20 protein-coding genes are annotated in these 21,866 nt (G+C 75.2%); 7 read left to right on the top strand and 13 right to left on the bottom strand.

Going from position 1 to position 21,866, the window contains the following annotated elements:
* Positions 1-5 precede the first annotated feature (5 nt).
* From recD to JUB12_RS17755, 5 genes are all read right to left on the bottom strand, one after another.
* A complete protein-coding gene (gene recD, locus JUB12_RS17775; RefSeq protein ID WP_205696776.1) occupies positions 6-1,859 on the bottom strand; it encodes an exodeoxyribonuclease V subunit alpha in 1,854 nt (617 codons plus the stop codon).
* Positions 1,856-5,242 (bottom strand): UvrD-helicase domain-containing protein, encoded by a 3,387-nt coding sequence (locus JUB12_RS17770; RefSeq protein WP_205696775.1) that lies wholly within the window; start codon positions 5,240-5,242, stop codon positions 1,856-1,858. Before JUB12_RS17770 ends, recD begins: the two co-directional genes overlap by 4 nt.
* Positions 5,239-8,736: an exodeoxyribonuclease V subunit gamma gene (recC, locus tag JUB12_RS17765; protein ID WP_205696774.1), complete on the bottom strand. Its 3,498-nt coding sequence runs from the start codon at positions 8,734-8,736 to the stop codon at positions 5,239-5,241. Before recC ends, JUB12_RS17770 begins: the two co-directional genes overlap by 4 nt.
* A gap of 169 nt (positions 8,737-8,905) precedes the next feature.
* Positions 8,906-9,460 (bottom strand): dihydrofolate reductase family protein, encoded by a 555-nt coding sequence (locus JUB12_RS17760; RefSeq protein ID WP_205696773.1) that lies wholly within the window; start codon positions 9,458-9,460, stop codon positions 8,906-8,908.
* Positions 9,461-9,503: 43 nt separating this feature from the next.
* Positions 9,504-9,974, bottom strand: a complete 471-nt coding sequence (locus JUB12_RS17755; RefSeq protein WP_205696772.1) for a pyridoxamine 5'-phosphate oxidase family protein — start codon at positions 9,972-9,974, stop codon at positions 9,504-9,506.
* Between the two features lie 117 nt (positions 9,975-10,091).
* Here JUB12_RS17755 and JUB12_RS17750 point away from each other — a divergent pair, with 117 nt between their 5' ends.
* On the top strand, positions 10,092-11,093 hold the full coding sequence (locus JUB12_RS17750) for an AraC family transcriptional regulator (RefSeq protein ID WP_241004305.1): 1,002 nt from the start codon (positions 10,092-10,094) through the stop codon (positions 11,091-11,093).
* Here JUB12_RS17750 and JUB12_RS17745 read toward each other — a convergent pair.
* From JUB12_RS17745 to JUB12_RS17735, 3 genes are read right to left on the bottom strand one after another with little or no spacing between them, the layout of a single operon-like run.
* Positions 11,090-11,941: an ABC transporter permease gene (locus JUB12_RS17745; RefSeq protein WP_205696770.1), complete on the bottom strand. Its 852-nt coding sequence runs from the start codon at positions 11,939-11,941 to the stop codon at positions 11,090-11,092. The genes JUB12_RS17750 and JUB12_RS17745 overlap by 4 nt on opposite strands.
* The gene (locus tag JUB12_RS17740) at positions 11,938-12,942 is read right to left on the bottom strand and encodes an ATP-binding cassette domain-containing protein (protein ID WP_205696769.1); all 1,005 of its coding nucleotides are present in this window, start codon (positions 12,940-12,942) and stop codon (positions 11,938-11,940) included. Before JUB12_RS17740 ends, JUB12_RS17745 begins: the two co-directional genes overlap by 4 nt.
* A gap of 49 nt (positions 12,943-12,991) precedes the next feature.
* A complete protein-coding gene (locus JUB12_RS17735) occupies positions 12,992-14,497 on the bottom strand; it encodes a DHA2 family efflux MFS transporter permease subunit (RefSeq protein WP_205696768.1) in 1,506 nt (501 codons plus the stop codon).
* Between the two features lie 62 nt (positions 14,498-14,559).
* On the opposite strand from JUB12_RS17735, the gene JUB12_RS17730 reads away from it, so the two are divergent.
* Positions 14,560-15,672 (top strand): sigma-70 family RNA polymerase sigma factor, encoded by a 1,113-nt coding sequence (locus JUB12_RS17730; RefSeq protein ID WP_205696767.1) that lies wholly within the window; start codon positions 14,560-14,562, stop codon positions 15,670-15,672.
* The gene (locus tag JUB12_RS17725; RefSeq protein ID WP_205696766.1) at positions 15,672-15,845 is read left to right on the top strand and encodes a hypothetical protein; all 174 of its coding nucleotides are present in this window, start codon (positions 15,672-15,674) and stop codon (positions 15,843-15,845) included. The genes JUB12_RS17730 and JUB12_RS17725 overlap by 1 nt, the downstream gene beginning before the upstream one ends.
* A gap of 59 nt (positions 15,846-15,904) precedes the next feature.
* Here JUB12_RS17725 and JUB12_RS17720 read toward each other — a convergent pair whose 3' ends face one another.
* The 5 genes from JUB12_RS17720 to JUB12_RS17700 form a co-directional block, all read right to left on the bottom strand.
* Complete coding sequence (locus JUB12_RS17720) at positions 15,905-16,222, bottom strand: hypothetical protein (protein ID WP_205696765.1); 318 nt, start codon at positions 16,220-16,222, stop codon at positions 15,905-15,907.
* 100 nt (positions 16,223-16,322) lie between these two features.
* Positions 16,323-16,652, bottom strand: a complete 330-nt coding sequence (locus JUB12_RS17715) for a YnfA family protein (protein WP_205696764.1) — start codon at positions 16,650-16,652, stop codon at positions 16,323-16,325.
* A 16-nt stretch (positions 16,653-16,668) separates the two neighbouring features.
* On the bottom strand, positions 16,669-19,047 hold the full coding sequence (locus tag JUB12_RS17710; protein ID WP_205696763.1) for an excinuclease ABC subunit UvrA: 2,379 nt from the start codon (positions 19,045-19,047) through the stop codon (positions 16,669-16,671).
* A gap of 3 nt (positions 19,048-19,050) precedes the next feature.
* Complete coding sequence (locus JUB12_RS17705) at positions 19,051-19,461, bottom strand: VOC family protein (RefSeq protein ID WP_205696762.1); 411 nt, start codon at positions 19,459-19,461, stop codon at positions 19,051-19,053.
* A 10-nt stretch (positions 19,462-19,471) separates the two neighbouring features.
* Positions 19,472-19,939, bottom strand: a complete 468-nt coding sequence (locus JUB12_RS17700) for a helix-turn-helix transcriptional regulator (protein ID WP_205696761.1) — start codon at positions 19,937-19,939, stop codon at positions 19,472-19,474.
* A 74-nt stretch (positions 19,940-20,013) separates the two neighbouring features.
* Here JUB12_RS17700 and JUB12_RS17695 point away from each other — a divergent pair, with 74 nt between their 5' ends.
* Genes JUB12_RS17695 through JUB12_RS17680 form a run of 4 tightly spaced genes read left to right on the top strand, consistent with a single transcriptional unit; the run spans position 20,014 to position 21,858 of the window.
* A complete protein-coding gene (locus JUB12_RS17695; RefSeq protein WP_205696760.1) occupies positions 20,014-20,283 on the top strand; it encodes a helix-turn-helix transcriptional regulator in 270 nt (89 codons plus the stop codon).
* A complete protein-coding gene (locus JUB12_RS17690) occupies positions 20,271-20,753 on the top strand; it encodes an ArsI/CadI family heavy metal resistance metalloenzyme (protein ID WP_205696759.1) in 483 nt (160 codons plus the stop codon). The genes JUB12_RS17695 and JUB12_RS17690 overlap by 13 nt, the downstream gene beginning before the upstream one ends.
* On the top strand, positions 20,750-21,460 hold the full coding sequence (locus tag JUB12_RS17685) for an MIP/aquaporin family protein (protein WP_205696758.1): 711 nt from the start codon (positions 20,750-20,752) through the stop codon (positions 21,458-21,460). The genes JUB12_RS17690 and JUB12_RS17685 overlap by 4 nt, the downstream gene beginning before the upstream one ends.
* Complete coding sequence (locus tag JUB12_RS17680) at positions 21,457-21,858, top strand: low molecular weight phosphatase family protein (RefSeq protein ID WP_205696757.1); 402 nt, start codon at positions 21,457-21,459, stop codon at positions 21,856-21,858. The genes JUB12_RS17685 and JUB12_RS17680 overlap by 4 nt, the downstream gene beginning before the upstream one ends.
* Positions 21,859-21,866: the final 8 nt, after the last annotated feature.

Here is a 21,866-nt window from a genome sequence, read left to right as displayed (position 1 = left end):
CGAGTCTAGGACAGCCGCCACAGCCGTTCGCCCAGTCCCGAGGCGCGGGCGACCGGGCGCTCGACAGCGGCCCGCACGACCTCCTCGGTGCCCGCGAGCACCAGCCGGTCCTGCGCCCGGGTGACCGCGGTGTAGAGCAGCTCCCGCGTGAGGATGCGCGAGCCGGCGTCGGGCAGGAGGACGACCGCCGTGCCGACCTGCGAGCCCTGGCTCTTGTGGATCGTCATCGCGTGCAGCGAGTCGACCGCGCGCAGGCGGGTCGGGCTGACCAGGACGACCTCGCCACGGCGCTCGAAGGCCACGCGCAGGCGCCCGCCGGGACGGGCGACGGCGACGCCGGTGTCGCCGTTGTAGAGCCGCTGCTCGTGGTCGTTCTCCGTGACGAGGACCGGGCGGCCGGGGTACCAGCGCCGCCGCGCGGAGAAGCCCTCGACCTCGGCCGTGAGCCAGCCCTCGATCCGCGCGGTCCACTGCGCGACGCCGTGGGCGCCGCGGCGATGGGCGCACAGGACCCGCACGGCGCCCAGCGCCGCCAGCGCGCCCACGGCGTCACCGGCGTGGGCGGCCGTGTGGACCGCGCGGCCCGCGTCGACGACGAGGCGCCGCACGCCGTCGAGCGCCGCCGGGTCCTCGGGCGCACCGGCGTCGTCGGCGATCCACGTGACCGCCTCGCCCCCGGCGCGCAGGAGGTCGACGGTCGCGTCTGCGTCCCCCCGGCGGATCGCCTCGGCCAGCGCGCCGATCTCCTCGCCGAAGCGGTGCACGCGCTCGAGGACCACGACGCGCTGCCCCATCACGCCGCCCGCCGGCGCGCCCGTCGCCGCCGGCCCGACGACGTCGCCGAGCACGGCGCCCGCCTCGACCGAGGTCAGCTGGCCGGGGTCGCCGACGAGCACCAGGCGCGCGCCGCCGCGGACCGCCTCGGCCAGCCGGGCCATCAGCGACAGCGAGACCATGGAGGTCTCGTCGACCACGACCACGTCATAGGGCAGCCGGTTGGCGCGGTGGTGGCGGAAGCGGCTGCGGCTGTCGGGCCGCCAGCCCAGCAGGCGGTGCAGCGTGACGGCGTCGAGGGCGAGCAGGCGCTCGCGGACCGCGCCGGCGACGGGCAGCTCGGCGGCCGCCTGGTGGACGGCCTCCTGCAGCCGCGCCGCCGCCTTGCCCGTCGGGGCGGCGAGGCCGATCAGCGGCGGCGTCCCGCCGGCCGCGGCGGCCTGCTCGACCAGGAGCGCAAGGACGCGGGCGACGGTCGTCGTCTTGCCGGTGCCCGGCCCGCCGGCCACGACGGCCAGGCCCTGGCGCACGGCGGTCGCGCCGGCCTGGGCCTGCCGGTCGTCGGTGAAGAGCCGCGCGAGGCCGTCGCGCAGCAGCGCCTCGTCGACGGCCGCCGGCGCGGTGGCGGCGAGCCGCTGCAGGTCGGCCGCGATCTGGCGCTCCTCGCGCCACGTGCGGTCCAGGTAGAGGCGCGTGCCGACGAGGCGCAGCGGCCGGGCTGCGCGTCCGGGGTCGTCGTCCTCCCCCACCGCCACGAGCCCGCTCTGCGCCACCGCCGCGACCCAGCCGTCGGTCGCCGGCCACGGCAGCGCCGCGACGTCGACCGGCTCGTCGGTGTCGACCACCGTGGTGGCGCCGACGTCCGCGAGGTCGGCGAAGACGTGGCCCGCCCGCGGCGCGCGAACCGCGAGCGCGGCGGCCAGCGCGACGCGCTCGTCGTCCTCGCCGGCCAGGCGCAGCAGCCGCGTGGCGCCGTGGACGTCGGCGGCGACGAGGACGCCTGCGGCGTTGAACGCCTCGAGCAGGCCGGTGGCGCCGCGGACGAGGCGGACGTCGAACGGGTCCTCGTGGACCGGCGCGGTCATGCGACGGCGCCCCCGCGGTCGAGGACGTCGCTGAGCTGGGCGACCATCGTGGGCGGCGGGGTCCACGCGAACACGCCGACGCGCGCGCCGTCGACGGTCGGCGTGGCGGCGCCGGTCATCCCGCGCAGGAACAGGTAGGCCACGCCGCCGAGGTGGCGGTCGGGGTCGTACCCGCGCAGGCGCCAGCGCAGGTAGCGGTGCAGCGCCACCGAGTACAGCGTGGCCTGCAGCCCGTAGTGGGCCTCCTGCATCGCGGCGTCCAGGGCCCCGGGCCGGTAGTGCCACGCGGTGAGCGGCTCGGCGGGCGCGGCGAGGCGGTTGGTCTTGTGGTCGACGACGACGAAGCGCTCGCCGGGCAGGCGCAGGACGAGGTCGATCGACCCCGTGAGGTAGCCGCGCAGCTCCCGCGCGAGGCGCTCGTCGGCGAGCTGCCCGGCGTAGCCGTGCAGCGGCGCGCCGGCCGGCGTGTGGGCGGCCAGGACGGCGGCGACCGCGTCGAGCAGGACCCGGCCCCGCGCCGTGTCGCCGCCCGCGAGCGGCAGCTCGAAGTCGAGCTCGTCGAGGCGGTCGCGCCGGGCGACGTCCCGCAGGCGGACGTCGTCGAAGGCGCCGCCGAGCGGCGTCTCGAGCACCGCGGCGAGGTCGCGGGCCAGACCGGGCGCGTCGACGTCGAGCGGCCGGCGCGCGAGCTGCGCGTCGACGTGGGTGCGCAGCTCGGCCTCGGCGTCGGGGGCGTCGAAGTCCGCGAGCTCGAGCACGCGGTGCACGAGGGTGCCGAAGTGCACGCCCGAGGGCTGGGCGTCGAGGCCGACCGGCAGCTCGCGCAGCGCCGCCACCTGCGCCGGCTCCGCCGCGCCGCCCGCCGGCAGGCCGTCGGTCTCGGCCTCGTCGTCGAGCAGCCCGACCTCCGGCTCGCTGGCCACCCGCGCCTCGTGGGCGCCGGCGACGATCCCGCTGTAGGACGTGCGCCGCCAGCGCAGGTCGATCGGACGGTCGAAGGTCGCGGCGGCGAGCTCGCGGGCAGCTTCCGCCGGGGCCGCCCAGCGCGGCCGGCCGACCGGCAGCTCGGAGCGCTCGACCTCGATGCAGCCCGGCGCGCGCTGCGCCAGGGCGCCGAAGCGCGCGGCCGCCTCGTCGTCGCCGGGGACGTCGGTCTCCGCCGCGACGTGGCCGCGCTCGCCGCGCTGGAAGACCAGGCGGCTGAGCGCCGAGTGGCGGCTGGACCAGCTGCCCGCCCACCACAGCACCGCCTGGTGGCGCGCGCGGGTGAGCGCGACGTAGGCGAGGCGCAGGTCCTCCCCGCGCTCCTCCTCGGTGGCGATGCGCAGGTGGTCGTCGTAGAGCTCGCCCTCGAGGCCGACGTCGATCGCCCGCTCCCCCAGGCGCGGGTGGTGGAAGGCGATCGGCTGCACGCCGCGCGGCTTGCCGATCGGGTCCCACAGGTAGGGCGCGTGGACGATCGGGAACTCGAGCCCCTTGCTGCGGTGGATCGTCAGGACCTGCACCGCCTCGGCGTCGGACTCGAGGCGGCGGCTGCGCTCCTCGTCGCCGCTCTCGGCCGCCGCGGCGCGGATGCGGGCGCGCAGCCAGGTGGCCAGCGCGGTCGTCCCGAGGCGCTCGGCGGTCGCCGCGGCGTGCAGGAGCTGGGCGACGTGGCGCAGGTCGGTCAGCCGGCGCTCGCCGTCGCGCTCGCGCAGGACGCGGGCCGGCAGGCGCTCGCCGGTGGTGAGGACCTCCAGCAGCGACGCGACGCCCTTCGTGCGCAGCACCCGCCCCCACGCGTGCAGCCGGCGGTGGACGGTCTCCCACGCGTCGTCGTCGGCCTCGGCGACCTGGCGGGCGCTCCAGCCGATGAAGCACGTGCGGGCCGCGGTGTGCGCCCGCGGCGGCGAGGTGGGACGCTCGAGCGCCTCGAGCAGCGTCAGCCACTCGGCCGCCGGTGCGGTGGCGAAGACGCTGCCGGCGCCGTTGATCACCACGGGCACGTCGGCGCGGCTCAGCGCGTCGTGGACGAGCGTCGCCTGGCGGTGGGTGCGCACGAGCACCGCGACGTCGCCGGGCCGGACGGGGCGGCCCTCGACCTGCGCGCCCGAGCTGAGCAGCGCGACGACGTCGGCGGCGACGTCCTGGGCGACGTGCTCGCGCGCGGGGTTGAGCTGCGCGTAGCCCTGCTTCGTGGTGCCGATCGACGGGTCGCGCCGGTGCACGACGCGCACGCGCAGCGGCGCCTGGACCGGCGCGCCGTGCAGCCGCCGTCCGCGGTTGGGCTCGGCGGCCTGCACCTGGCGGTGGACGATCTCGTCGTGGCCGAGCCGGGCGCCGTCGAAGAGCGCGTCGAGCGCGGAGATGAAGTCCTGGTCGCTGCGCCAGTTCTCGCGCAGCGTCGCCTGGTCGACGGCCGCGTGCGCGGCGGCGAGGTACGCGTGGACGTCGGCGCCGCGGAAGGCGTAGATCGCCTGCTTGGGGTCGCCGATGAGCACCAGCGCACGGCCCTCGGCGGCGTCCTGCTCGGGCGGCGCGCTGCCGAACGCCGCCTCGACGATCCGCCACTGCAGGGGGTCGGTGTCCTGGAACTCGTCGACCAGCACGATCCGGTAGCGCTCGCGCAGGCGCGCGATCGCCGCGGCGCCGCCGTCCGGCGCCTGCAGCGTGCCGTCGAGGCGGACGAGGAGGTCGTCGTAGGTGATGACGCCCAGGCGCCGCTTGCGCGCGTCGAGCTCGAGGCGGACGACCTCGGCGAGGCGGGCCCGCATCGCCGGCGGCCAGCGCGCCGCCTCGCGGTCCTCGGGGAGGATCGGCGCCTGCGGGTTGAGGACGACCGCGCGGGCGATCTCGCCGGCCTGCGCGCGGTCGAACGGGGGCTTGTCGCGCTCGTGGTGGAAGCGTCGGACGTAGAGGTCGTCGACGACGTCGTCGAGGAGGTCCGTCGCGTCCTCGGTGACCGTGGCGCCGCGCTCGATGTCCCCGACGACCCCGAGCGTCGAGAGCGCCTCGAGGCAGAAGCCGTGGGTCGTGGAGATCGTGGCGGCGTCGAAGTCGGCCAGCGCGCGACCGAGGCGGTCACGGCGCGTCGCGACCTCGTCGCGGGTGCCGTCGGCGAGGAGGCGGTCGACGCGGTCGGCAGGGTCGGTCCCGGCGTCGAGGGCGGCGGTGAGCGCGCGCTCGGCCTGCGTGAGGCGGTCGCGCACGCGCTCGCGCAGCTCGCCGGTGGCCATGCGCGTGAAGGTCACGAGCAGCAGCTCGTCCAGCCGTGCGCCGCCCGCGACGTAGCGGGTCGCCAGCGCAGCGATCGTGTACGTCTTGCCGGTCCCGGCGCTCGCCTCGAGGACCGTCACGCCGGTCGGCAGCGCCCCGCAGACGTCGAACGCCTGAGGCGCCCTCACAGGTCCTCCGTGCGCTCGTGGAGCAGCAGGCCCGACCACAGCCGGCGGGCGTAGGCGCCGAACCGGTGGTCCTCGTCGACGGGCCAGCCCTCGCCGCGCTCGTCGGCGCGGACCTTCGGCAGCCAGACGTCGACCAAGGCGGCGCGTCCGCCGAAGACCTGCTCGTGCTCGGGGTCGGCGTCCTCGCCCGGCCGGTTCCAGCTCGACTCCCAGGCGTCGCGGGCGGCGACGAGCGCCTGCTCGGGGCGCTTGCCGGTGCGCCGCTCGGCGGCGTAGGCGGCCGAGGACCGGCAGGCGAGCGGGACCGGCTCGCGCAGGCCGCGGTCCAGGAGGTCCACGAGGACGCCGAGCTGCGCGGCCGCGGCGGCGGCGCGCTCCTCGGGCTCGGGCTGCAGCGGCGGGACCTCGGCCACCGAGATGCGCGCGCCGCGCCGGGCGTCGCTGCTCGCGCGGCCGATCGTCACGGCGCGCCACGGGCGCTCCGGGTCGGTGGCGGTCAGCGCCAGCAGGCGCACCCAGGCGGCCAGGCGCGGGCGCGGTCCGAGGCGGCTGAAGCTCACGGCGCGCAGGACCTCGCCCGCGACGCCGGGGACCGTCCCGCCGAGCAGGCGTCCGTCGGGCAGCGTGGCGCGGACGTCGACCGACGCGGGCGCGGTCGTCAGGTCGACGCGCTCGCGCGCGCACGCGAGGAGCGCCTCGACGTCGGTGCTCAGGTCGTCGAGGAGACGGTCGCCCAGACCCCCGGGCGGGAGGGTGCCGCGGGCGCGCTCGGCGGTCCTCGCCGTCTCGAGGTCCGTCCCGCGCAAGCGCGCCTCGAGCAGCCGCTGACCGGCGGCCCAGCGCTCGAGGCCGTCGGCCTCGACGGTCAGTGCGTCGTCGACCTCGTCGTCGCGGCGGCCGAGCAGGACGCCGAGGCGGCGGCGCAGGAAGAACCCGATCGGGCGCTCGACGAAGCGCACGAGGTCGTCGAGCTCGACGACCTGGCCGGTGACCGGCTGCAGCGGGCCGTCGAGGAACGGCGGCGCAGCGACGCGCTCGGCGATCAGGGCGCGGGCGCCGTCGAGCATCGTGGCGTCGTAGCTCCACGGGCCCTCGCCGTCGCCCGCGAACGCCCGCGGGTCGAAGGGCTGGAGCGGGTGCTCGACGACGACGTGCGTGGCGGCCGCCGTCCCGTCGGGGGCGCGGACGGTGCGGTCGACGACGTCGAGCAGCTCGCCCACCGGCACCGCCGGCGGGCGGCGGACGTTCGTGCGCTCGTCCTTGCCGCCGAAGGTCACGACCAGACGGTCCTGCGCGGACATCAGCGCGTCGAGCAGGAGCTGGCGGTCCTCGAGGCGGCCGTCGTGGTCGCCGACGTGCGGGTCCTGCAGGACGAGGTCGTCGCCGTCGCGCGCGCCGCCGCGCGGGAAGACCTCGTCGTCGAGGCCGAGCAGGCAGACGACGCGGTGCGGCACCGCGCGCATCGGCACGAGCGTGCAGATCGTCAGGTGGCCGGTGCGGAAGTTGGCGCGGGTCGGGCGGCCGCGCAGGCGGTCGGCGAGCAGTGCGCGGACGTCGTGGAGCGTGAGCGGCGTCGCGGGCGTGGCCGCGGCCTCGGCCACGTCGGCGAGGATCGCCGCCAGCTCCTGGCGCTGCCAGGCGTCGCGCGGGGCGGTCGCGGCGAGCGCGTCGGCGGCGTCCTGCAGCGCGGTGACCCAGTGCGCGAGCGGGTGCTCTCCGGCGAAGGCACGCAGGGCGTCCTCGACGCGCGCGAGGAGCTCGGCGAAGCGCCCTGCGAGGTCGATGTCCGAGCTGCCGACATCGTCGAGCGGCAGGACGCCGCCCACGAGGCGGTCGTCCTCCTCGGTCATGGCGACGCCGAGCAGGAGGCGGTCCAGGCCGGCCTCCCACGTGCCCTGCGCGACCTTCTGCAGCCGGAAGCGCGCGCGGTGCTCCGTGTCCAGGCCCCAGCGCGTGCCCGACGTCGCGACCCAGTCCTCGAGGCGCGCGAGGTCGTCGTCGTCGAGGACGAAGCGCCGCCGGACGGGCTCGCGGTCGGCGAGGTCCAGGAGCTCGGAGGCGGTCAGGCGGCTGTCGGCCAGCTCGAGCAGCCGGGCGACGACGCCGAGGACCGGGTTGGTCTGGCGCAGGGCGCGGTCGGCGAGGCGGACGCGCAGCTCGGGTCCCGCGGTGGTCGCCGTGGCGTCGTCGTCCTCGGCGAGCTCGTCGTCCTCCTCGTCGGCGAGGACCTCCCCCGCGCCGAACGTCGCGTGCACGAGCGGCGCGTAGGCCTCGATGTCGGGGCACATGACGATCACGTCGCGCGGCTCGAGCGTCGGGTCGTCGGCGAGCAGGTGCAGGACGGCGTCCTTGAGCACCTCGACCTGCCGGCCGCGGCCGTGGCAGCTGTGGACCTGCAGCGAGCGGTCGGCGGGGTCGAGGAGCGGGCGGTCCTCCACGCGCTCGGGCGGGGCGACGTCGTCGCGGATGGCCTGCTGGAGGCGGTGCAGGAGCGTGGTGGGAGCTGCGGGCGCGGGCGGCGGGTCGAGGTCGAAGAGGGTCGGCGTGGCGGGGGCGTCGTCGGCGGAGGAGGCTGGCGCGCGCGCAGGTGCGTGGTGGTGGTCGGCGGTCGGCGCGGCGGCGCCGGCCAGGACGAGCTGCAGCTCGCGCGCGTCCTGGCCCCAGCTGCGCAGCAGCGGGTGGCGCGGCAGGGCGGCGGCCTGGGCGTCGCGGCGGCGGGTCAGCGGTCCCGCGAGCTCGGGGTGGGCGGCGAGGCGGTCCCACAGCGCCGGCGACGGGTGCAGGAGGTGGAGGTGGACGTCGCGGTGGGCGGCCAGCGCGCTGAGCACCGGCAGGCGGGCGGCGGGCAGGCGGGTGAGGCCGAGCAGCGCGAGGCGGTCGGGCAGGTCGACGACGTCGGGCTCGGCCTCGAGCCGCGCGCAGGCGCCCGGCAGGCGCTCGCTCGGGCTGGGGACGCCCAGGCGCTCGCGCAGCCGGCGCCACAGCTCGGGCTGCCAGCGGGCCGCGTCGGGGACGGCGGCGTCGTCCCTCGCGGCCCACGCCCGCAGGAGCTCGGGCCGGTGCAGGGCGTAGCGGTCGAACAGCCCGGCGAGGTGGCGGACCGTCGCCAGGCGGCCCTGCGCCCGGTCGAGGTGGGCAGTGAGCGTCGCGAGCCACGGCTCGCCGGCGTGCGTCTCGACGACCTCGAGCAGGGGCCAGGCCGCCCGCTCGGGCGACCACGGGTCCTCCTCGGGATCGACGCCGGCCGCCACCGCGACCGCCTCGTCGAGCACCCGCCGCGGCGACGGGAACAGGACGTTCGCGCAGACCCCGTCCTCCCGCCCGGCCGACGTCCCGAGCGCGTGCGACAGTCGCTGGGCGATCCACCGCTCCACGCCCTTGGAGGGCACCGCCACGACCTCGGCCGCGAACGCGTCCTGCGGCGGGTCCGCCAGGACCGCGCGCAGGGCGTCGACCAGCGCATCCGCGCGTTCGGCTCGGTGGACGTGGAGCATGCCTCGGTCCCCGGGTCGGCCGTCCAGCGGCCAGCCTGACAGGGACCCCAAGCATGCCGTGCGACGGGGTCAGACCCCGTCGCATCGCGCGCTCGGCCGTGCGACGGGGTCAGACCCCGTCGCATCGCGCGCTCGGCCGTGCGACGGGGTCAGACCCCGTCGCATCGCGTCAGCGCCGCGGCACGAGGACCTGCCCCAGCGCGCCGCTGCGGAAGCGCTGCTCGTCGACGACCTCGAGCGCGAGCGGCTCGCGGAGCTCGGCGAACGGGCTGCGGCCCGCACCGATCGCGATCGGGACGGTCGTGAGCTGGAGCTCGTCGACCAGACCCAGCTGCGTCAGCGCCGCGGCGAAGCCCGGACCGCCATGGATCAGGATCGTCCCCTCCTCCTCGCGGGCCTTGAGGTCCGCGATGCCCGCCGCCACGTCGGCGAAGACCTCGGCGGGGCCCCAGCTCACCTGCTCGAGGGTGCGCGAGAAGACGGCCTTCGGCTTGTCGTTCATGGCCGAGGCGACCGGTCCCTGCGACGCCGCCCAGTGGGGGCCCATGACCTCGTAGCTGCGACGGCCCATCGCGTGCACCCCGGCCTCCTCGAGCGTGCGCAGCGTCCGCGCGCCAGAGTCGTCGCCGAACCACTCGAACATCCACTCGTGCGTCCCGTCGAGCGACGTCGCGAAGCCGTCGAGGGACAGGACCATCTTCAGGACCACCTTGCGCTCGTGCATGACGTGCAGACCGCCGCCACGTCGGAGACTCATCGGTCGCCCCTCACGCGCGCTCGATGCGCCAGGTGCCGCGCTGCGGCGTCCAGGCGTCGATGACCAGCCCGTCGCCCGCGTCGTTGACGGCCACGTGCGAGACCTCGCGGAGGTCGAGGCGGAAGAGGTGCGACGGGCCGTCGGCGGCGGCCTCGCCGTTGAGGCGCTTGACGGTCGCCTCGTCGGTGACCTCCTCGACCACGCCGGCGAGCTTCGCGTCGCCCTGCCACGCGGGCGGGTCGTCGGAGCCGCTGTGCAGGGCGAAGCGGGGATCGCGCCGGAGGTCGAGCGCCTTGCGCGCCCGCCACATCGACCCGATCCACAGCTCGCCGTCGGCGATCTGGGACTCCGTGCCGGAGATGCGGGGACCGCCGTCGGCACGGACGGTCGCGAGGGTCTGGTGGACGTGGGCGTCGAGCCGCGCGCGGACGAGCACCGCGAGCTCCGGCGCCGCCGCTTCGAAGTCGGACCAGCTGGGCATGCGCCGATCCTGCGCGACGCGCCGGTCTCGCGCGCGAGGACGTCGAACGCGATCAAGCCGCCGGGTGGTGGGTGCCTGGCACCCACCACCCCCGCGTGCGCGACGATGGGCGATGCCGTGAGCGACGACCGGCTGCGCGACCTCCTCGACCTCGTCCTCGACTCGCTCGACGAGCCGACCGACGGACGGGAGCTGGCCAGGCGCGCGGCGTTCAGCCGCGACCACCTGGACCGGCTGCTGCACGCCGCCACCGGCGAGACGCCCGTGGCCCTGCGCCGCCGGCTCCTGCTCGAGCGCGCCGCGTGGCAGCTGCGCCACGGCGGCGCGACGCCCACGGAGGCCGCCGAGGCCGCGGGCTACGGCTCGCTGGCCGCCTTCAGCCGCGCCTTCTCGCGGCTCTTCGGCGCGCCGCCGACCGCCTACGCCTCGGCGGCCGCCGACCTCCCCCTCCACGCGCCCGCGCCCAACGGCGTCCACTTCCACGCGCCCGCCGGCGTCCTGCTGCCCGGACCGGCGCGCACCGGCGCCCGCGGCGGGGAAGGCGCCCCGCCGCCCGGCCTGGATCCGGTCGACCGCCAGCTCGGCCACCACGTGGCCCGGACGCGCGACCTCCTGGCCACCACCGCCGCACTGCCGCCGGCCGACCTGGACCGGCCCGTCGCCGCCGGCCGCGTGCTCGTCTGGTTCGAGGGCGAGGACGCCAGCGTGCGGGTGATGGCCGAGCGGCTGGTGGCGACGCTCGAGGTCTGGGTGGCCGCCATGGCCGGCGAGGCGTGGCCGGAGGCGAGCCCGGACCCGGCCGACCCCGCCGAGCTCGTCGGCCGCTTCGACCACGCCGCCGCGCGCTTCACGAAGCTCGTCGCGCGGCTGCGCGAGCGCCAGGCGTGGGACGACGCGTTCGTCGACGCCCTCTGCGAGCCGCCGGAGTCCTTCAGCTACGGCGGCGTCGTCGCCCACGTGCTGGCCTACGGCGCCATCCGCCGCGAGGCCCTCGCCGACGCCCTGCGCGAGCTCGGCGTCGAGGTGAGCCTGCTCGAGGCCGACCCGCTGGTCTGGGAGCAGCGCCTGCGCGCGACCGCGGCCGCCCGCGCACCCGCGGGCGGCCGGGCCGGGAGCTAGCCGCGGTGGTACAGGCGCGCGGTGAGCGGCGCGAACACCGCCGTGATCACCGCCGCCTCGCCGAGCACGAGCAGCACGTCCTCACCCGCCGCGTCGCCCGCCATCAGGCCGCGCACCGCGGTGGTCAGGTGCGAGATCGGGTTGACGTCGACGAACGCCTCGAGCGCCGCCGGCAGCGTCGACGGGTCGACGAACACGTTGCTCAGGAAGATCAGCGGGAACAGCGCCATGAACCCGGTGTTCATCACCGCGTTGGGCGAGCGCATGACCATGCCCACGCACGTGAACAGCCACGCGAGGCTGAACGCGAACGCCGCCACGAGCAGGATCGCCAGCGCGATGCCGCCCACCCCGCCGTCGGCGTCGAAGCCGAGCACCAGGCCCAGCGCGACGACGATGACCGACGCCACGCCGTAGCGCACGACGTCGCTGAGCAGGACGCCGACGAGCGGCGACGGGCGCCACATGGCCAGCGTGCGGAAGCGGTCGGTCGCCCCGCTCGTGCGGTCCGTGTTCGCCGTCACGCCCGAGTACACGGTCGTGAACAGCACCGACTGCACGAGCATGCCCGGCAGGAGGTACTGGAGGTAGGCGTCCGTCGAGCCCTCCACCGCACCGCCGAAGAGGTACGTGAACATCAGCAGGAAGAGGACGGGCGTGATCGTCACGTCCAGGAGCTGCTCGGGGACGTGCTTGATGCGCAGCATCCCGCGCCAGCCGAACGCCACCGACGACGCCCAGGCGCTCGGCCGCGGCGGCCGCTCGCCCTCGGCCAGCGCGGCCTGCAGCTTCTCGACGACCGGGGCCTCCCGGACGTCCTCGCCGGCGTGCTCCGCGGCCAGGCTCATGCCGCCACCTCCTCGCTGGTCTTGTCGGTCCGGTCCTCGCCGGCCGGCTGGCCGGTGAGCGCGAGGAACACCTCGTCCAGGCTGGGCTGGCCGAGCTGGAAGCCCGCCACCCCGATGCGCGAGGCGCTCAGGGCCGCCAGCGCTCCCGCGGCCGCCTCGGCGTCAGCGACCGGCACCGACAGGCCGGCCGGGTCGGGCTCGAGGTGCACGGCCCCGGCCTCGCCGCCGACGGCCCGTTCGAGCACCGCGGCCGCGTCGGGCCGGTCGGCGCCGTCGAGCAGCCGCACGTGCAGCGCGCTGCCGCCGACCGACGCCTTGAGCTGGCCCGGCGTCCCCTCCGCGATCACCCGTCCGTGGTCGATGACCGCGATGCGCGACGCGAGCTGATCGGCCTCGTCGAGGTACTGCGTGCACAGCAGGACGGTGGTCCCGCGCCCGACGAGCGCGCGCACGATGTCCCAGACCTCGTTGCGCGACCGCGGGTCCAGGCCCGTCGTCGGCTCGTCCAGGAACAGGACCTCCGGCGTCACGACGATGCTCGCCGCGATGTCGAGGCGGCGGCGCATGCCGCCCGAGTAGTGCTTGACCAGGCGGCCCGCCGCCTCGACCAGGCCGAAGGCCTCCAGCAGCTGGTCGGCCCGGACCGTCGCGGCCTTGCGCTTGAACCCGAGCAGCAGCCCGAGCAGCACGAGGTTCTCCCGGCCCGTCAGGTCCTCGTCGACCGAGGCGAGCTGACCGGTCAGGGCGATCCGCTGGCGGACCGCGTCCGCGTCGCCCACCACGTCGTGGCCGAGGACACGGGCGTGGCCCGCGTCCGGCGTCAGGAGCGTCGTGAGCATCTTGATCGTCGTGGTCTTGCCGGCCCCGTTGGGCCCCAGGACGCCGTAGACGGCGCCCCGGGGCACGGCGAGGTCGACGCCGTCCACGGCGCGGGTCTCCCCGAAGACCTTGACCAGGCCCTCGGCCTCGATCGCCAGGGACGTGGGGGCGGAGGCGGACATCGTTCGCAACGCTAACGGTGGTCGAGGTCAGCGTCTGGCCGCAACCGGCTCAGGCCGGCTCGCAGACGAGGTCGGTTCGAACCGGCCCGGCCGCACGGCCCGCGACGGGCTCCGGCGCCGGGTCGCGCTCGAGCACGACCACCGCGACCACGAGCGCCAGCGCCAGCACGCCCGCCCCCACGAGGTAGGCGAGGTGGTAGCCGCCGTTGAGCGCCTGGGGCAGTGCCTCGCCGGCGGCGGTCAGGCGGTCGGTCTCGCCGGTCGACAGCGTCGCGAGCACCGCCAGCCCGAGCGCCCCGCCGACCTGCGCGGACGTGTTCACCAGGCCCGACGCGAGGCCGGCCTCGCTGGGCTCGACGCCCGACATCGCGAGGTTCATGAGCGCCGGGAACGCCAGGCCCGCGCCGGTGCCCATGAGCGCCATGACCGGCAGGACGTCGACCCAGTAGGAGCCGTCGACCGGCGAGCGGGCGAAGAGCAGCAGCGCGACCGCCACGAGCCCGAGGCCCGGGATCAGCGTGCGCCGGGCGCCGAAGCGCATGACGAGCACCTCGGACCACCGCAGCGACAGCGCGCCCATGAGCAGCGTCGTCGGCAGGAACGCGAGGCCGATCTCCAGCGCGTCGTAGTGCAGGACGCGCTCGAGGTACAGGGCGCCGAGGAAGAACGTCGAGAACATCCCGACGACGGCGAGACCCTGCACGAGGTTCGCACCCGTGACCGCCCGCGAGCGGAAGATCGACAGCGGGACGAGCGGCGTGGCCGCCGTCGCCTCGCGAGCGACGAACAGCCCGAGCAGCACGAGGCCGCCGGCGCCGAAGAGCAGCGTCGAGCTCGCGCCCCAGCCGTCCTGCGCCGCGGGCGAGACGATCGTGTAGACGAGCACCATCAGCGCGCCCGTCACCAGGACGGCGCCCAGGAAGTCGGTGGAGCGGTCGATGCCCGGGCCGCGGTCGGCGGGGATCAGGCGCAGCGCCAGGACGGCCGTCGCCAGCCCGATCGGGAGGTTGATGAAGAAGATCCAGTGCCACGAGATGGCCTGGGTCAGCACGCCGCCGGCCAGCAGGCCCACGGCGCCGCCGGCGGAGGCGACGAACGCGAAGACGCCGATGGCCTTCGCCTGCTCCCGCGGCTCCGGGAACATCGTCACGATCATCCCGAGGATGACGGCGGAGGCCATCGCGCCGCCGACGCCCTGCACGAAGCGCGCGACGACGAGCATCGCGTCGCTCTGGGACAGGCCGCAGAGGGCCGAGGCGCCGCTGAAGACGGCGAGGCCGGCGAGGACCATCCCGCGCCGCGAGAGGAGGTCGCCGAGGCGGCCGGTCAGGAGCAGCAGACCGCCGAAGGCGATCATGTAGGCGTTGACGACCCAGGCGAGGCTGGACTGGCTGAAGCCGAGGTCGTCCTGGATCGTGGGCAGCGCGACGTTCACGACCGTCGCGTCGAGCACGATCATCAGCATGCCGGTGCAGAGGACCACGAGCGCGACCCAGCGCGAGCGGTCCTCGGGCTCCGGCTGGTGGAGGGGGGTGGTGGTCTCTGAGGTCAGCATCGTGTCCCTAGGGACCGGGTCCCTTGCGGGAACTCATCGGTCCCCGCCAGACTTCTTGGCCGATGGCCCCCTCGCCCGCCTCGTTCGCCGCCGACCAGGGCCTGCTGGAGGCCGCGCGCCGAGGCGACGAGGGCGCCTACGCGTCGCTCGTCGAGCCCCACCGGCGCGAGCTGCACGCCCACTGCTACCGGATGCTCGGCTCGGTCCACGACGCCGAGGACGCCCTGCAGGACGCGCTCCTGCGCGCGTGGCGGGGGCTGCCGCGCTTCGACGGCCGCAGCTCGCTGCGCTCCTGGCTCTACGCGATCGCGACGAACACGAGCCTCGACGCGATCCAGAAGCGCAAGCGGCGCGTCCTGCCCTTCGACCACACCGGCCCGACCGACCCCAAGGACGGCTGGGGCGAGCCGCCCACGGAGACCGTCTGGATCGAGCCCTACCCCGACCAGGTCTTCGTCGAGGAGGACGGCCTCGTCCAGCCCGAGGCGCGCTTCGAGCGCCGCGAGAGCGTCGAGCTCGCGTTCATCGCCGCGCTCCAGCACCTGCCGGCCAACCAGCGGGCGGCGCTGATCATGAAGGAGGTCCTGGGCTTCAGCGCCCAGGAGGTCGCCGACGCGATGGACACCACCGTCCAGTCGGTCAACAGCGCCCTGCAGCGCGCGCGCAAGACGGTCGACGAGAAGCTCCCGGAGCGCTCCCAGCAGGCCAACCTCCGGTCGGTGGGGGACGAGCGCGTGCGCGAGGTCGTGCAGCGCTACATGGACGCGATGGCCCGCTTCGACGTCGACGCCGTCGTGGGGATGCTCGCCGAGGAGGCGGCGTGGTCGATGCCGCCGCTGCCCGTGTGGTTCGACGGCCGCGACGCGATCCGCGGCTTCCTCGCCCGCGGCCCGCTGAGCGGCGAGTGGCAGTGGAAGCACCTCCACACGACGGTCAACGGCCAGCCCGCCAGCGCCGCCTACTGCCACCACCCGCAGTTCGGCGACTTCCGCCCGTTCGCCCTGGACGTCCTCACCCTCGACGGCGAGCGGATCCGGTCCGTGACGTCCTTCGTCGTCCGCGACACGCCGGTCAAGGACCGCGACTTCTACGAGCGCTGGCCCGAGAAGGACGCGGACACCGAGCGGCTGCGCGAGGCCTTCGCGGCGTTCGGGCTGCCGGAGCGGTTGGGCTGATGACCCGCTGCCCCACCTGCGACGCCGGCCTGCTCGAGCTCGGCGAGGAGGACGGCGTCTACGTGGCGACGTGCTCGAACGGCCACCGCTGGCGCGTGCTGCGCGCCGGCTGCAACGCCCACGGCTCGCCGGTCTACGAGCTCGAGCCGCTGGACGGCGCGCCGGCGGGCTGAGCGTCGCGCCCGGTGACGGCTCGTGCATGTCCCACATGCTCGAGGCGTCATCGGCGCGGCTAGAGCGCGCGGTCGACGACGAACCACACCGCCGCGAGTGCGGCGAACAGGCCGAGGACCTGCAGCCAGACCACGCTCCAGGCGCGCTTCTCGCCCGGAGGGCTGTCCACGAAGGTGAAGACCGCCCACAGCACCGCTCCGATGACGGTGGCGATCGAGAGGACGAGCGTCAGCCCGTCGATGACGAGCCCGTCGCCCAGGAGCGACAGGAGGCAGGACAGCCCGAGCGCGGTGAGCGCGGCGTCGCTCGCGCGTCGCGCACGGCGGGGACGGTCGTCCACGGCGAGCGGCTGGGACGTGTCGGCGGCGGTCGACATCCTCGCCCCTCGTCCTACCCGCGTGGCCGCCATCGAGTGCGTGGCACCTCGTGCACCCCAGGTCGGCACGAGGTGTCACGCAGCTCACCGACGGCGCCCCTCAGCCCCGCGGCGCGTACATGATCAGCGCGACGCCCACGAGGCAGACCGCCGCGCCCGCGACGTCCCAGCGGTCGGGGCGGAAGCCGTCGAAGGCCATGCCCCAGAGCAGGGAGCCGACGATGAAGACGCCGCCGTAGGCGGCGAGGACCCGGCCGAAGCCGGCGTCGGGCTGGAGCGCCGCGACCGCGCCGTAGCCCGTGAGCGCGGCCGCGCCCGCGAGGCCCCACAGCAGGCCGCGACCCTCCTTGACCGCCTGCCACATGAGGTACGCGCCGCCGATCTCGGCGACCGCCGCGACGACGAAGAGCGGGACGGAGCGGGCGGTCACGCCGGCGCGCGCTCGGTCACGCGCCCACGTACTGCGCGAGGTGCTGGCCGGTGAGCGTCGAGCGGTCGGCGACGAGGTCGGCCGGGGTGCCCTCGAAGACGACCCGGCCGCCGTCGTGGCCGGCGCCCGGGCCGAGGTCGATGATCCAGTCGGCGTGGGCCATGACGGCCTGGTGGTGCTCGATGACGATCACCGACTTGCCGGCGTCGACCAGGCGGTCCAGGAGGCCGAGGAGCTGCTCGACGTCGGCGAGGTGCAGGCCCGTCGTCGGCTCGTCCAGGACGTAGACCCCGCCCTCGTCACCCATGTGCGTGGCGAGCTTCAACCGCTGGCGCTCGCCCCCCGACAGGGTCGTCAGCGGCTGGCCGAGCGTCAGGTAGCCCAGCCCGACGTCCGCGAGCCGGACGACGACCTTGTGCGCCGCGGGCGTCCTGGCCTCCCCCTCGGCGAAGAACGCCGCGGCCTCGTCGACCGACATGGCCAGGACCTCGGAGATGTCGCGACCGCCGAGGCGGTGCTCGAGCACCGCGGCGTCGAAGCGCTTGCCCTCGCACTCCTCGCAGGTCGTGGCGACCCCGGCCATCATCGCCAGGTCGGTGTAGATGACGCCCGCGCCGTTGCACGCCGGGCACGCGCCCTCGGAGTTCGCGCTGAACAGCGCCGGCTTGACCCCGTTGGCCTTCGCGAACGCCTTGCGGATCGGGTCCAGCGCACCGGTGTACGTCGCCGGGTTCGAGCGCCGCGAGCCCTTGATCGCCCCCTGGTCGATCGCCACGACGCCCTCGCGCCCCGCGACCGAGCCATGGATGAGCGAGCTCTTGCCCGAGCCCGCGACGCCGGTCACGACGACGAGCACGCCCAGGGGCACGTCGACGTCCACCGACTGCAGGTTGTGCGTGTCCGCCCCGCGGACCTCGAGGACGCCGGAGCGCGAGCGCACCGACGCCTTCACCGAAGCGCGGTCGTCCAGGTGGCGTCCGGTGACCGTGTCGGCCTCACGCAGCCCCTCGACCGTCCCCTCGAACACGACCTCGCCGCCACCCGCACCCGCGCCCGGGCCGAGGTCGACGACGTGGTCGGCGATGGCGATCGCCTCGGGCTTGTGCTCGACGACGAGCACGGTGTTGCCCTTGTCGCGCAGGGCGAGCAGCAGCTCGTTCATCCGCGCGATGTCGTGCGGGTGCAGGCCGATCGTCGGCTCGTCGAAGACGTAGGTGATGTCCGTGAGCGCGGAGCCGAGGTGGCGGATCATCTTCACGCGCTGGGACTCGCCGCCCGACAGCGTCCCCGAGGACCGGTCGAGGCTGAGGTAGCCCAGGCCGATCTCGACGAACGAGTCGAGGGTCTCGCGCAGCGCGCCCAGCAGCGGCGCCACCGACGGCTCGTCGAGCCCGCTCACCCACTCCGCCAGGTCGGTGATCTGCATCGCGCAGGCGTCGGCGATGCTCTTGCCGTCGACCTTCGAGGACCGCGCGGCCTCGCTGAGCCGCGTTCCGTCGCACTCCGGGCACGTCTGGAACGTCACCGCCCGCTCGACGAACGCGCGGATGTGCGGCTGCATCGCCTCGCGGTCCTTGGACAGCATCGACCGCTGGACCATCGGGATCAGGCCCTCGTAGGTGAGGTTGATCCCCTCGACCTTGATCTTCGTCGCCTCCTTGTGCAGGAGGTCGTGGCGCTCGGCCTTCGTGTACTTCGCGATCGGCTTGTCGGGGTCGAAGAACCCGCTGCCGCGGAAGATCCGCCCGTACCACCCGTCCATCGAGACGCCCGGGATGGTGATCGCCTTCTCGTTGAGCGACTTGCGCTCGTCCAGCAGCTGCGAGACGTCGATGTCCGAGACGCGCCCGAGCCCCTCGCAGTGCTGGCACATGCCGCCCTGGCGCGAGAACGACGCCTTGACGGTCTTGCGCTCGCCGCGCTCGACGGTGATCGCGCCCTTGGCGGTGACCGACGCGGTGTTGAACGAGTACGCGCTCGGGGGACCGACGTGCGGCTGGCCCAACCGGCTGAACAGGATGCGCAGCATCGCGTTGGCGTCGGTGACGGTGCCGACCGTGGAGCGCGGGTTGGCCCCGATGCGCTCCTGGTCGACGATGATCGCGGTCGTCAGGCCCTCCAGCACGTCGACGTCGGGCCGGGCGAGCGTCGGCATGAAGCCCTGGACGAACGCGCTGTAGGTCTCGTTGATGAGGCGCTGGGACTCGGCGGCGATCGTGCCGAAGACCAGCGAGCTCTTGCCCGACCCCGAGACGCCGGTGAAGACCGTCAGGCGCCGCTTCGGGAGCTCGACGCTGACGTCCTTGAGGTTGTTCTCCCGCGCGCCCAGGACGCGGATGAGGTCGTGGCTGTCGGCCCCGTGGACCGCCGGCGCCTCGAGGCCGGTGCTCGCCATCGCCTACTTGACCTCCTGGAGGCGGATCATGTTCCCGGCGGGGTCGCGGATCGCGCAGTCGCGGATGCCGTAGGGCTGGTCCGTGGGCTCCTGCACGACCTCGACGTCGCGGCCCTGGAGGACCTCGAAGGCGGCGTCGACGTCGGGCGTGGCCAGCAGCAGGCTCGCGTACGTGCCCTTGGCCATCATCTCGGCGATCATCGCCCGCTCCTCGTCGGTGATGCCGGGGTCGGCCCCGGGCGGGTGCAGGACGATCGACGTGCCGGGCTGGCCGGCGGGGCCGACGGTGATCCACCGCATGCCCTCGTAGCCGACGTCGTTGCGGACCTCGAAGCCGAGCGCGTCGCGGTAGAAGGCCAGCGCGGCCTCGGGGTCGTCGTGGGGGAGGAAGCTGGCGCTGATGGTGATGTCCATGGCGGGCACGCTACGTCCGGGCCGGCGTCGTGGCTTCTCGATCCCTGACCGATTCCGGCGCGCTCTTCGGGCGCCGAACGGGACGGGTGGCCGCCTTCGTCACGCACGACGGCAGCCCGGCGACCGACCCCGCCGCCTCGCGCTTGTACGTGCTCGGTGACATCCCGACGAGCTCCGTGAAGCGCGTGCTGAACGTCCCGAGCGACGAGCAGCCGACGGTGAAGCAGACCTCGGTGACGCTCAGGTCGCCCCGGCGCAGGAGCGCCATCGCCCGCTCGATCCGGCGGGTCATGAGGTAGCTGTAGGGCGTCTCGCCGTAGGCCTCGCGGAACGCGCGGCTGAAGTGGCCGGCGGACAGGTGCACGCCGCGCGCGATCGCCTCGACGTCGAGCGGCTGGTCGTGCTCGCGGTCCATGCGATCACGGGCGCGGCGCAGGAGCGCGAGGGTCTGCAGCCGCTCGGACGACACGGAGCGCATCTTCGCGGTCCTGGACGCCGCGCGTCGAGGACGGACCGTTGACATAGATGATCGTCTATGCGACGCTCACATAGATGAGCGTCGATGTGATCGCGGTCGCCGACCTGGCGAAGGCGCTGTCGGACCCGATCCGCGTCCAGGTCCTCGAGCACCTGCGCACCGCGGACGGCGAGGTCTGCCAGTGCCACCTGCAGCCGCTCTTCGACGTCTCCCAGCCCACGCTCTCGCACCACCTCAAGAAGCTTCGGGAAGCCGGGCTCGTCGAGGTCGAGCGACGCGGCAAGTGGGCCTACTACTCGCTCGACGACTCGACCCTGGAGGTCCTTCGCTCATGGCTGTCCTGAGGCCCCACCTCGCGCTCACCGTCACCGACGTCGACCGCGCCGTCCCCTTCTACGAGGCGCTGTTCGGCACGACCGCCGAGAAGCGCAAGCCGGGCTACGCCAAGCTCTCCGTCGTCCAGCCCGCACTGAACCTCACCCTCACCCAGGGCGAGCGCACGGAGCTCGGCGCCTTCAACCACGCGGGCATCCAGGTCGAGACGACCGAGGACGTCCTCGCCGCCAAGGAGCGGCTCGTCGCCGCCGGGCTGGCGGCCTTCGACGAGCTGGACACCACCTGCTGCTACGCCCGCCAGGACAAGGTCTGGGTCCGCGACCCCGACGGCACGCCCTGGGAGGTCTTCGTCACCCACGAGGACACCGAGGAGCACGGCGACGGCGGGCTCGCGGTCGCCGAGGGCACCGCCTGCGGCTGCGCCGACCACGAGCCCGGCGACTGCTGCGGGACCGTGCGCGCCTGCTGCGCGGCGTGACCCCGCCGCTCGGCCGCCGCCTGCTCGCCGAGGCCGTCGGCTCGGCGCTGCTGGCGGCGGTCGTGGTCGGCTCCGGCATCGCGGCCCAGCGGCTGTCGGACGACGCGGGCCTGCAGCTCCTCGAGAACGCCGCCGCGACGGCGGTGGGGCTCTACGCGATCATCCTCATGGTCGGCCCGGTCTCCGGCGCCCACCTCAACCCGGCGGTGACCCTGGCCGACGCGCTCTTCGGAGGCCTGGCGTGGCGGGACGCCGCGGCCTACGTGCCGGCCCAGGTCCTCGGGTGCGTGGCCGGTGCGGTGCTCGCCAACGGCATGTTCTCCCTGGACGCCGTCTCGATCGCCGAGACCCACCGGGCCTCGGGCGGGCACCTGCTCGCCGAGGTCGTCGCGACGGCCGGGCTCGTCACGCTCGTCCTCAGCCTCGCGCGCTCGGGCCGTGCGGCGAGCGCGCCGGCGGCCGTCGGCGCGTACATCGGGGCCGCCTACTGGTTCACGAGCTCCACGAGCTTCGCCAACCCGGCGATCAGCGTCGGCCGGATGCTCTCGGACACCTTCGCCGGCATCGCGCCGGCGTCGGTGCCCGCGTTCGTGGCGATGCAGCTGGTCGGCGTCGCCGTCGCGGTGGCGCTCGTCCGCGCCCTGTACCCGGGCATCCCGCGCACGGCCGCCCGCGACGTCGTCGTCCCCCACCCGGAGCACCCATGAGCCACGTCCTCTTCGTCTGCCTGCACAACGCCGGCCGTTCGCAGATGAGCCGCGCGCTGTTCGACCGCGCGGCCGGCGGGCGCCACACGTCGTCGTCGGCCGGGTCGGTCGCCGACCCCGACGGCGCGGTGCACCCGGAGGTCCTCGAGGTCCTGCGCGAGGTGGGGATCGACCTCGCCGGCGTCCGGCCCCAGCGCCTCAGCGCGCAGCTCGCCGAGCAGGCCGACGTCGTCGTGACGATGGGCTGCGGGGACGCGTGCCCGTACATCCCGGGCAAGCGCTACGTCGACTGGGAGCTGCCCGACCCGAAGGGCCGGCCGGTCGACGAGGTCCGCCGCCTGCGCGACGAGGTCGAGCGGCGCGTGACGGCGCTCGTGCGCGACCTCGACGGCGACTGAGCGCCGGC

Origin of the sequence: Conexibacter sp. SYSU D00693, from assembly GCF_017084525.1 — a bacterium.
Lineage (GTDB): Bacteria > Actinomycetota > Thermoleophilia > Solirubrobacterales > Solirubrobacteraceae > Baekduia.
Note: the sequence above shows the minus strand (reverse complement) of the source record. Positions and strands in the feature narration are given on the sequence as shown.

Coding starts and splice junctions, on each gene's coding strand:
- JUB12_RS17755 (WP_205696772.1), bottom strand. CDS start 9,974: ATGCCCAGCTGGTCCGACTTCGAAGCGGCGGCGCCGGAGCTCGCGGTG.
- JUB12_RS17705 (WP_205696762.1), bottom strand. CDS start 19,461: ATGGACATCACCATCAGCGCCAGCTTCCTCCCCCACGACGACCCCGAG.
- JUB12_RS17730 (WP_205696767.1), top strand. CDS start 14,560: ATGGCCCCCTCGCCCGCCTCGTTCGCCGCCGACCAGGGCCTGCTGGAG.
- JUB12_RS17680 (WP_205696757.1), top strand. CDS start 21,457: ATGAGCCACGTCCTCTTCGTCTGCCTGCACAACGCCGGCCGTTCGCAG.
- JUB12_RS17710 (WP_205696763.1), bottom strand. CDS start 19,047: ATGGCGAGCACCGGCCTCGAGGCGCCGGCGGTCCACGGGGCCGACAGC.
- recC (WP_205696774.1), bottom strand. CDS start 8,736: ATGCTCCACGTCCACCGAGCCGAACGCGCGGATGCGCTGGTCGACGCC.
- JUB12_RS17735 (WP_205696768.1), bottom strand. CDS start 14,497: ATGCTGACCTCAGAGACCACCACCCCCCTCCACCAGCCGGAGCCCGAG.
- JUB12_RS17700 (WP_205696761.1), bottom strand. CDS start 19,939: ATGCGCTCCGTGTCGTCCGAGCGGCTGCAGACCCTCGCGCTCCTGCGC.
- JUB12_RS17740 (WP_205696769.1), bottom strand. CDS start 12,942: ATGTCCGCCTCCGCCCCCACGTCCCTGGCGATCGAGGCCGAGGGCCTG.
- JUB12_RS17725 (WP_205696766.1), top strand. CDS start 15,672: ATGACCCGCTGCCCCACCTGCGACGCCGGCCTGCTCGAGCTCGGCGAG.
- JUB12_RS17690 (WP_205696759.1), top strand. CDS start 20,271: ATGGCTGTCCTGAGGCCCCACCTCGCGCTCACCGTCACCGACGTCGAC.
- JUB12_RS17760 (WP_205696773.1), bottom strand. CDS start 9,460: ATGCACGAGCGCAAGGTGGTCCTGAAGATGGTCCTGTCCCTCGACGGC.
- recD (WP_205696776.1), bottom strand. CDS start 1,859: ATGACCGCGCCGGTCCACGAGGACCCGTTCGACGTCCGCCTCGTCCGC.
- JUB12_RS17745 (WP_205696770.1), bottom strand. CDS start 11,941: ATGAGCCTGGCCGCGGAGCACGCCGGCGAGGACGTCCGGGAGGCCCCG.
- JUB12_RS17720 (WP_205696765.1), bottom strand. CDS start 16,222: ATGTCGACCGCCGCCGACACGTCCCAGCCGCTCGCCGTGGACGACCGT.
- JUB12_RS17695 (WP_205696760.1), top strand. CDS start 20,014: ATGAGCGTCGATGTGATCGCGGTCGCCGACCTGGCGAAGGCGCTGTCG.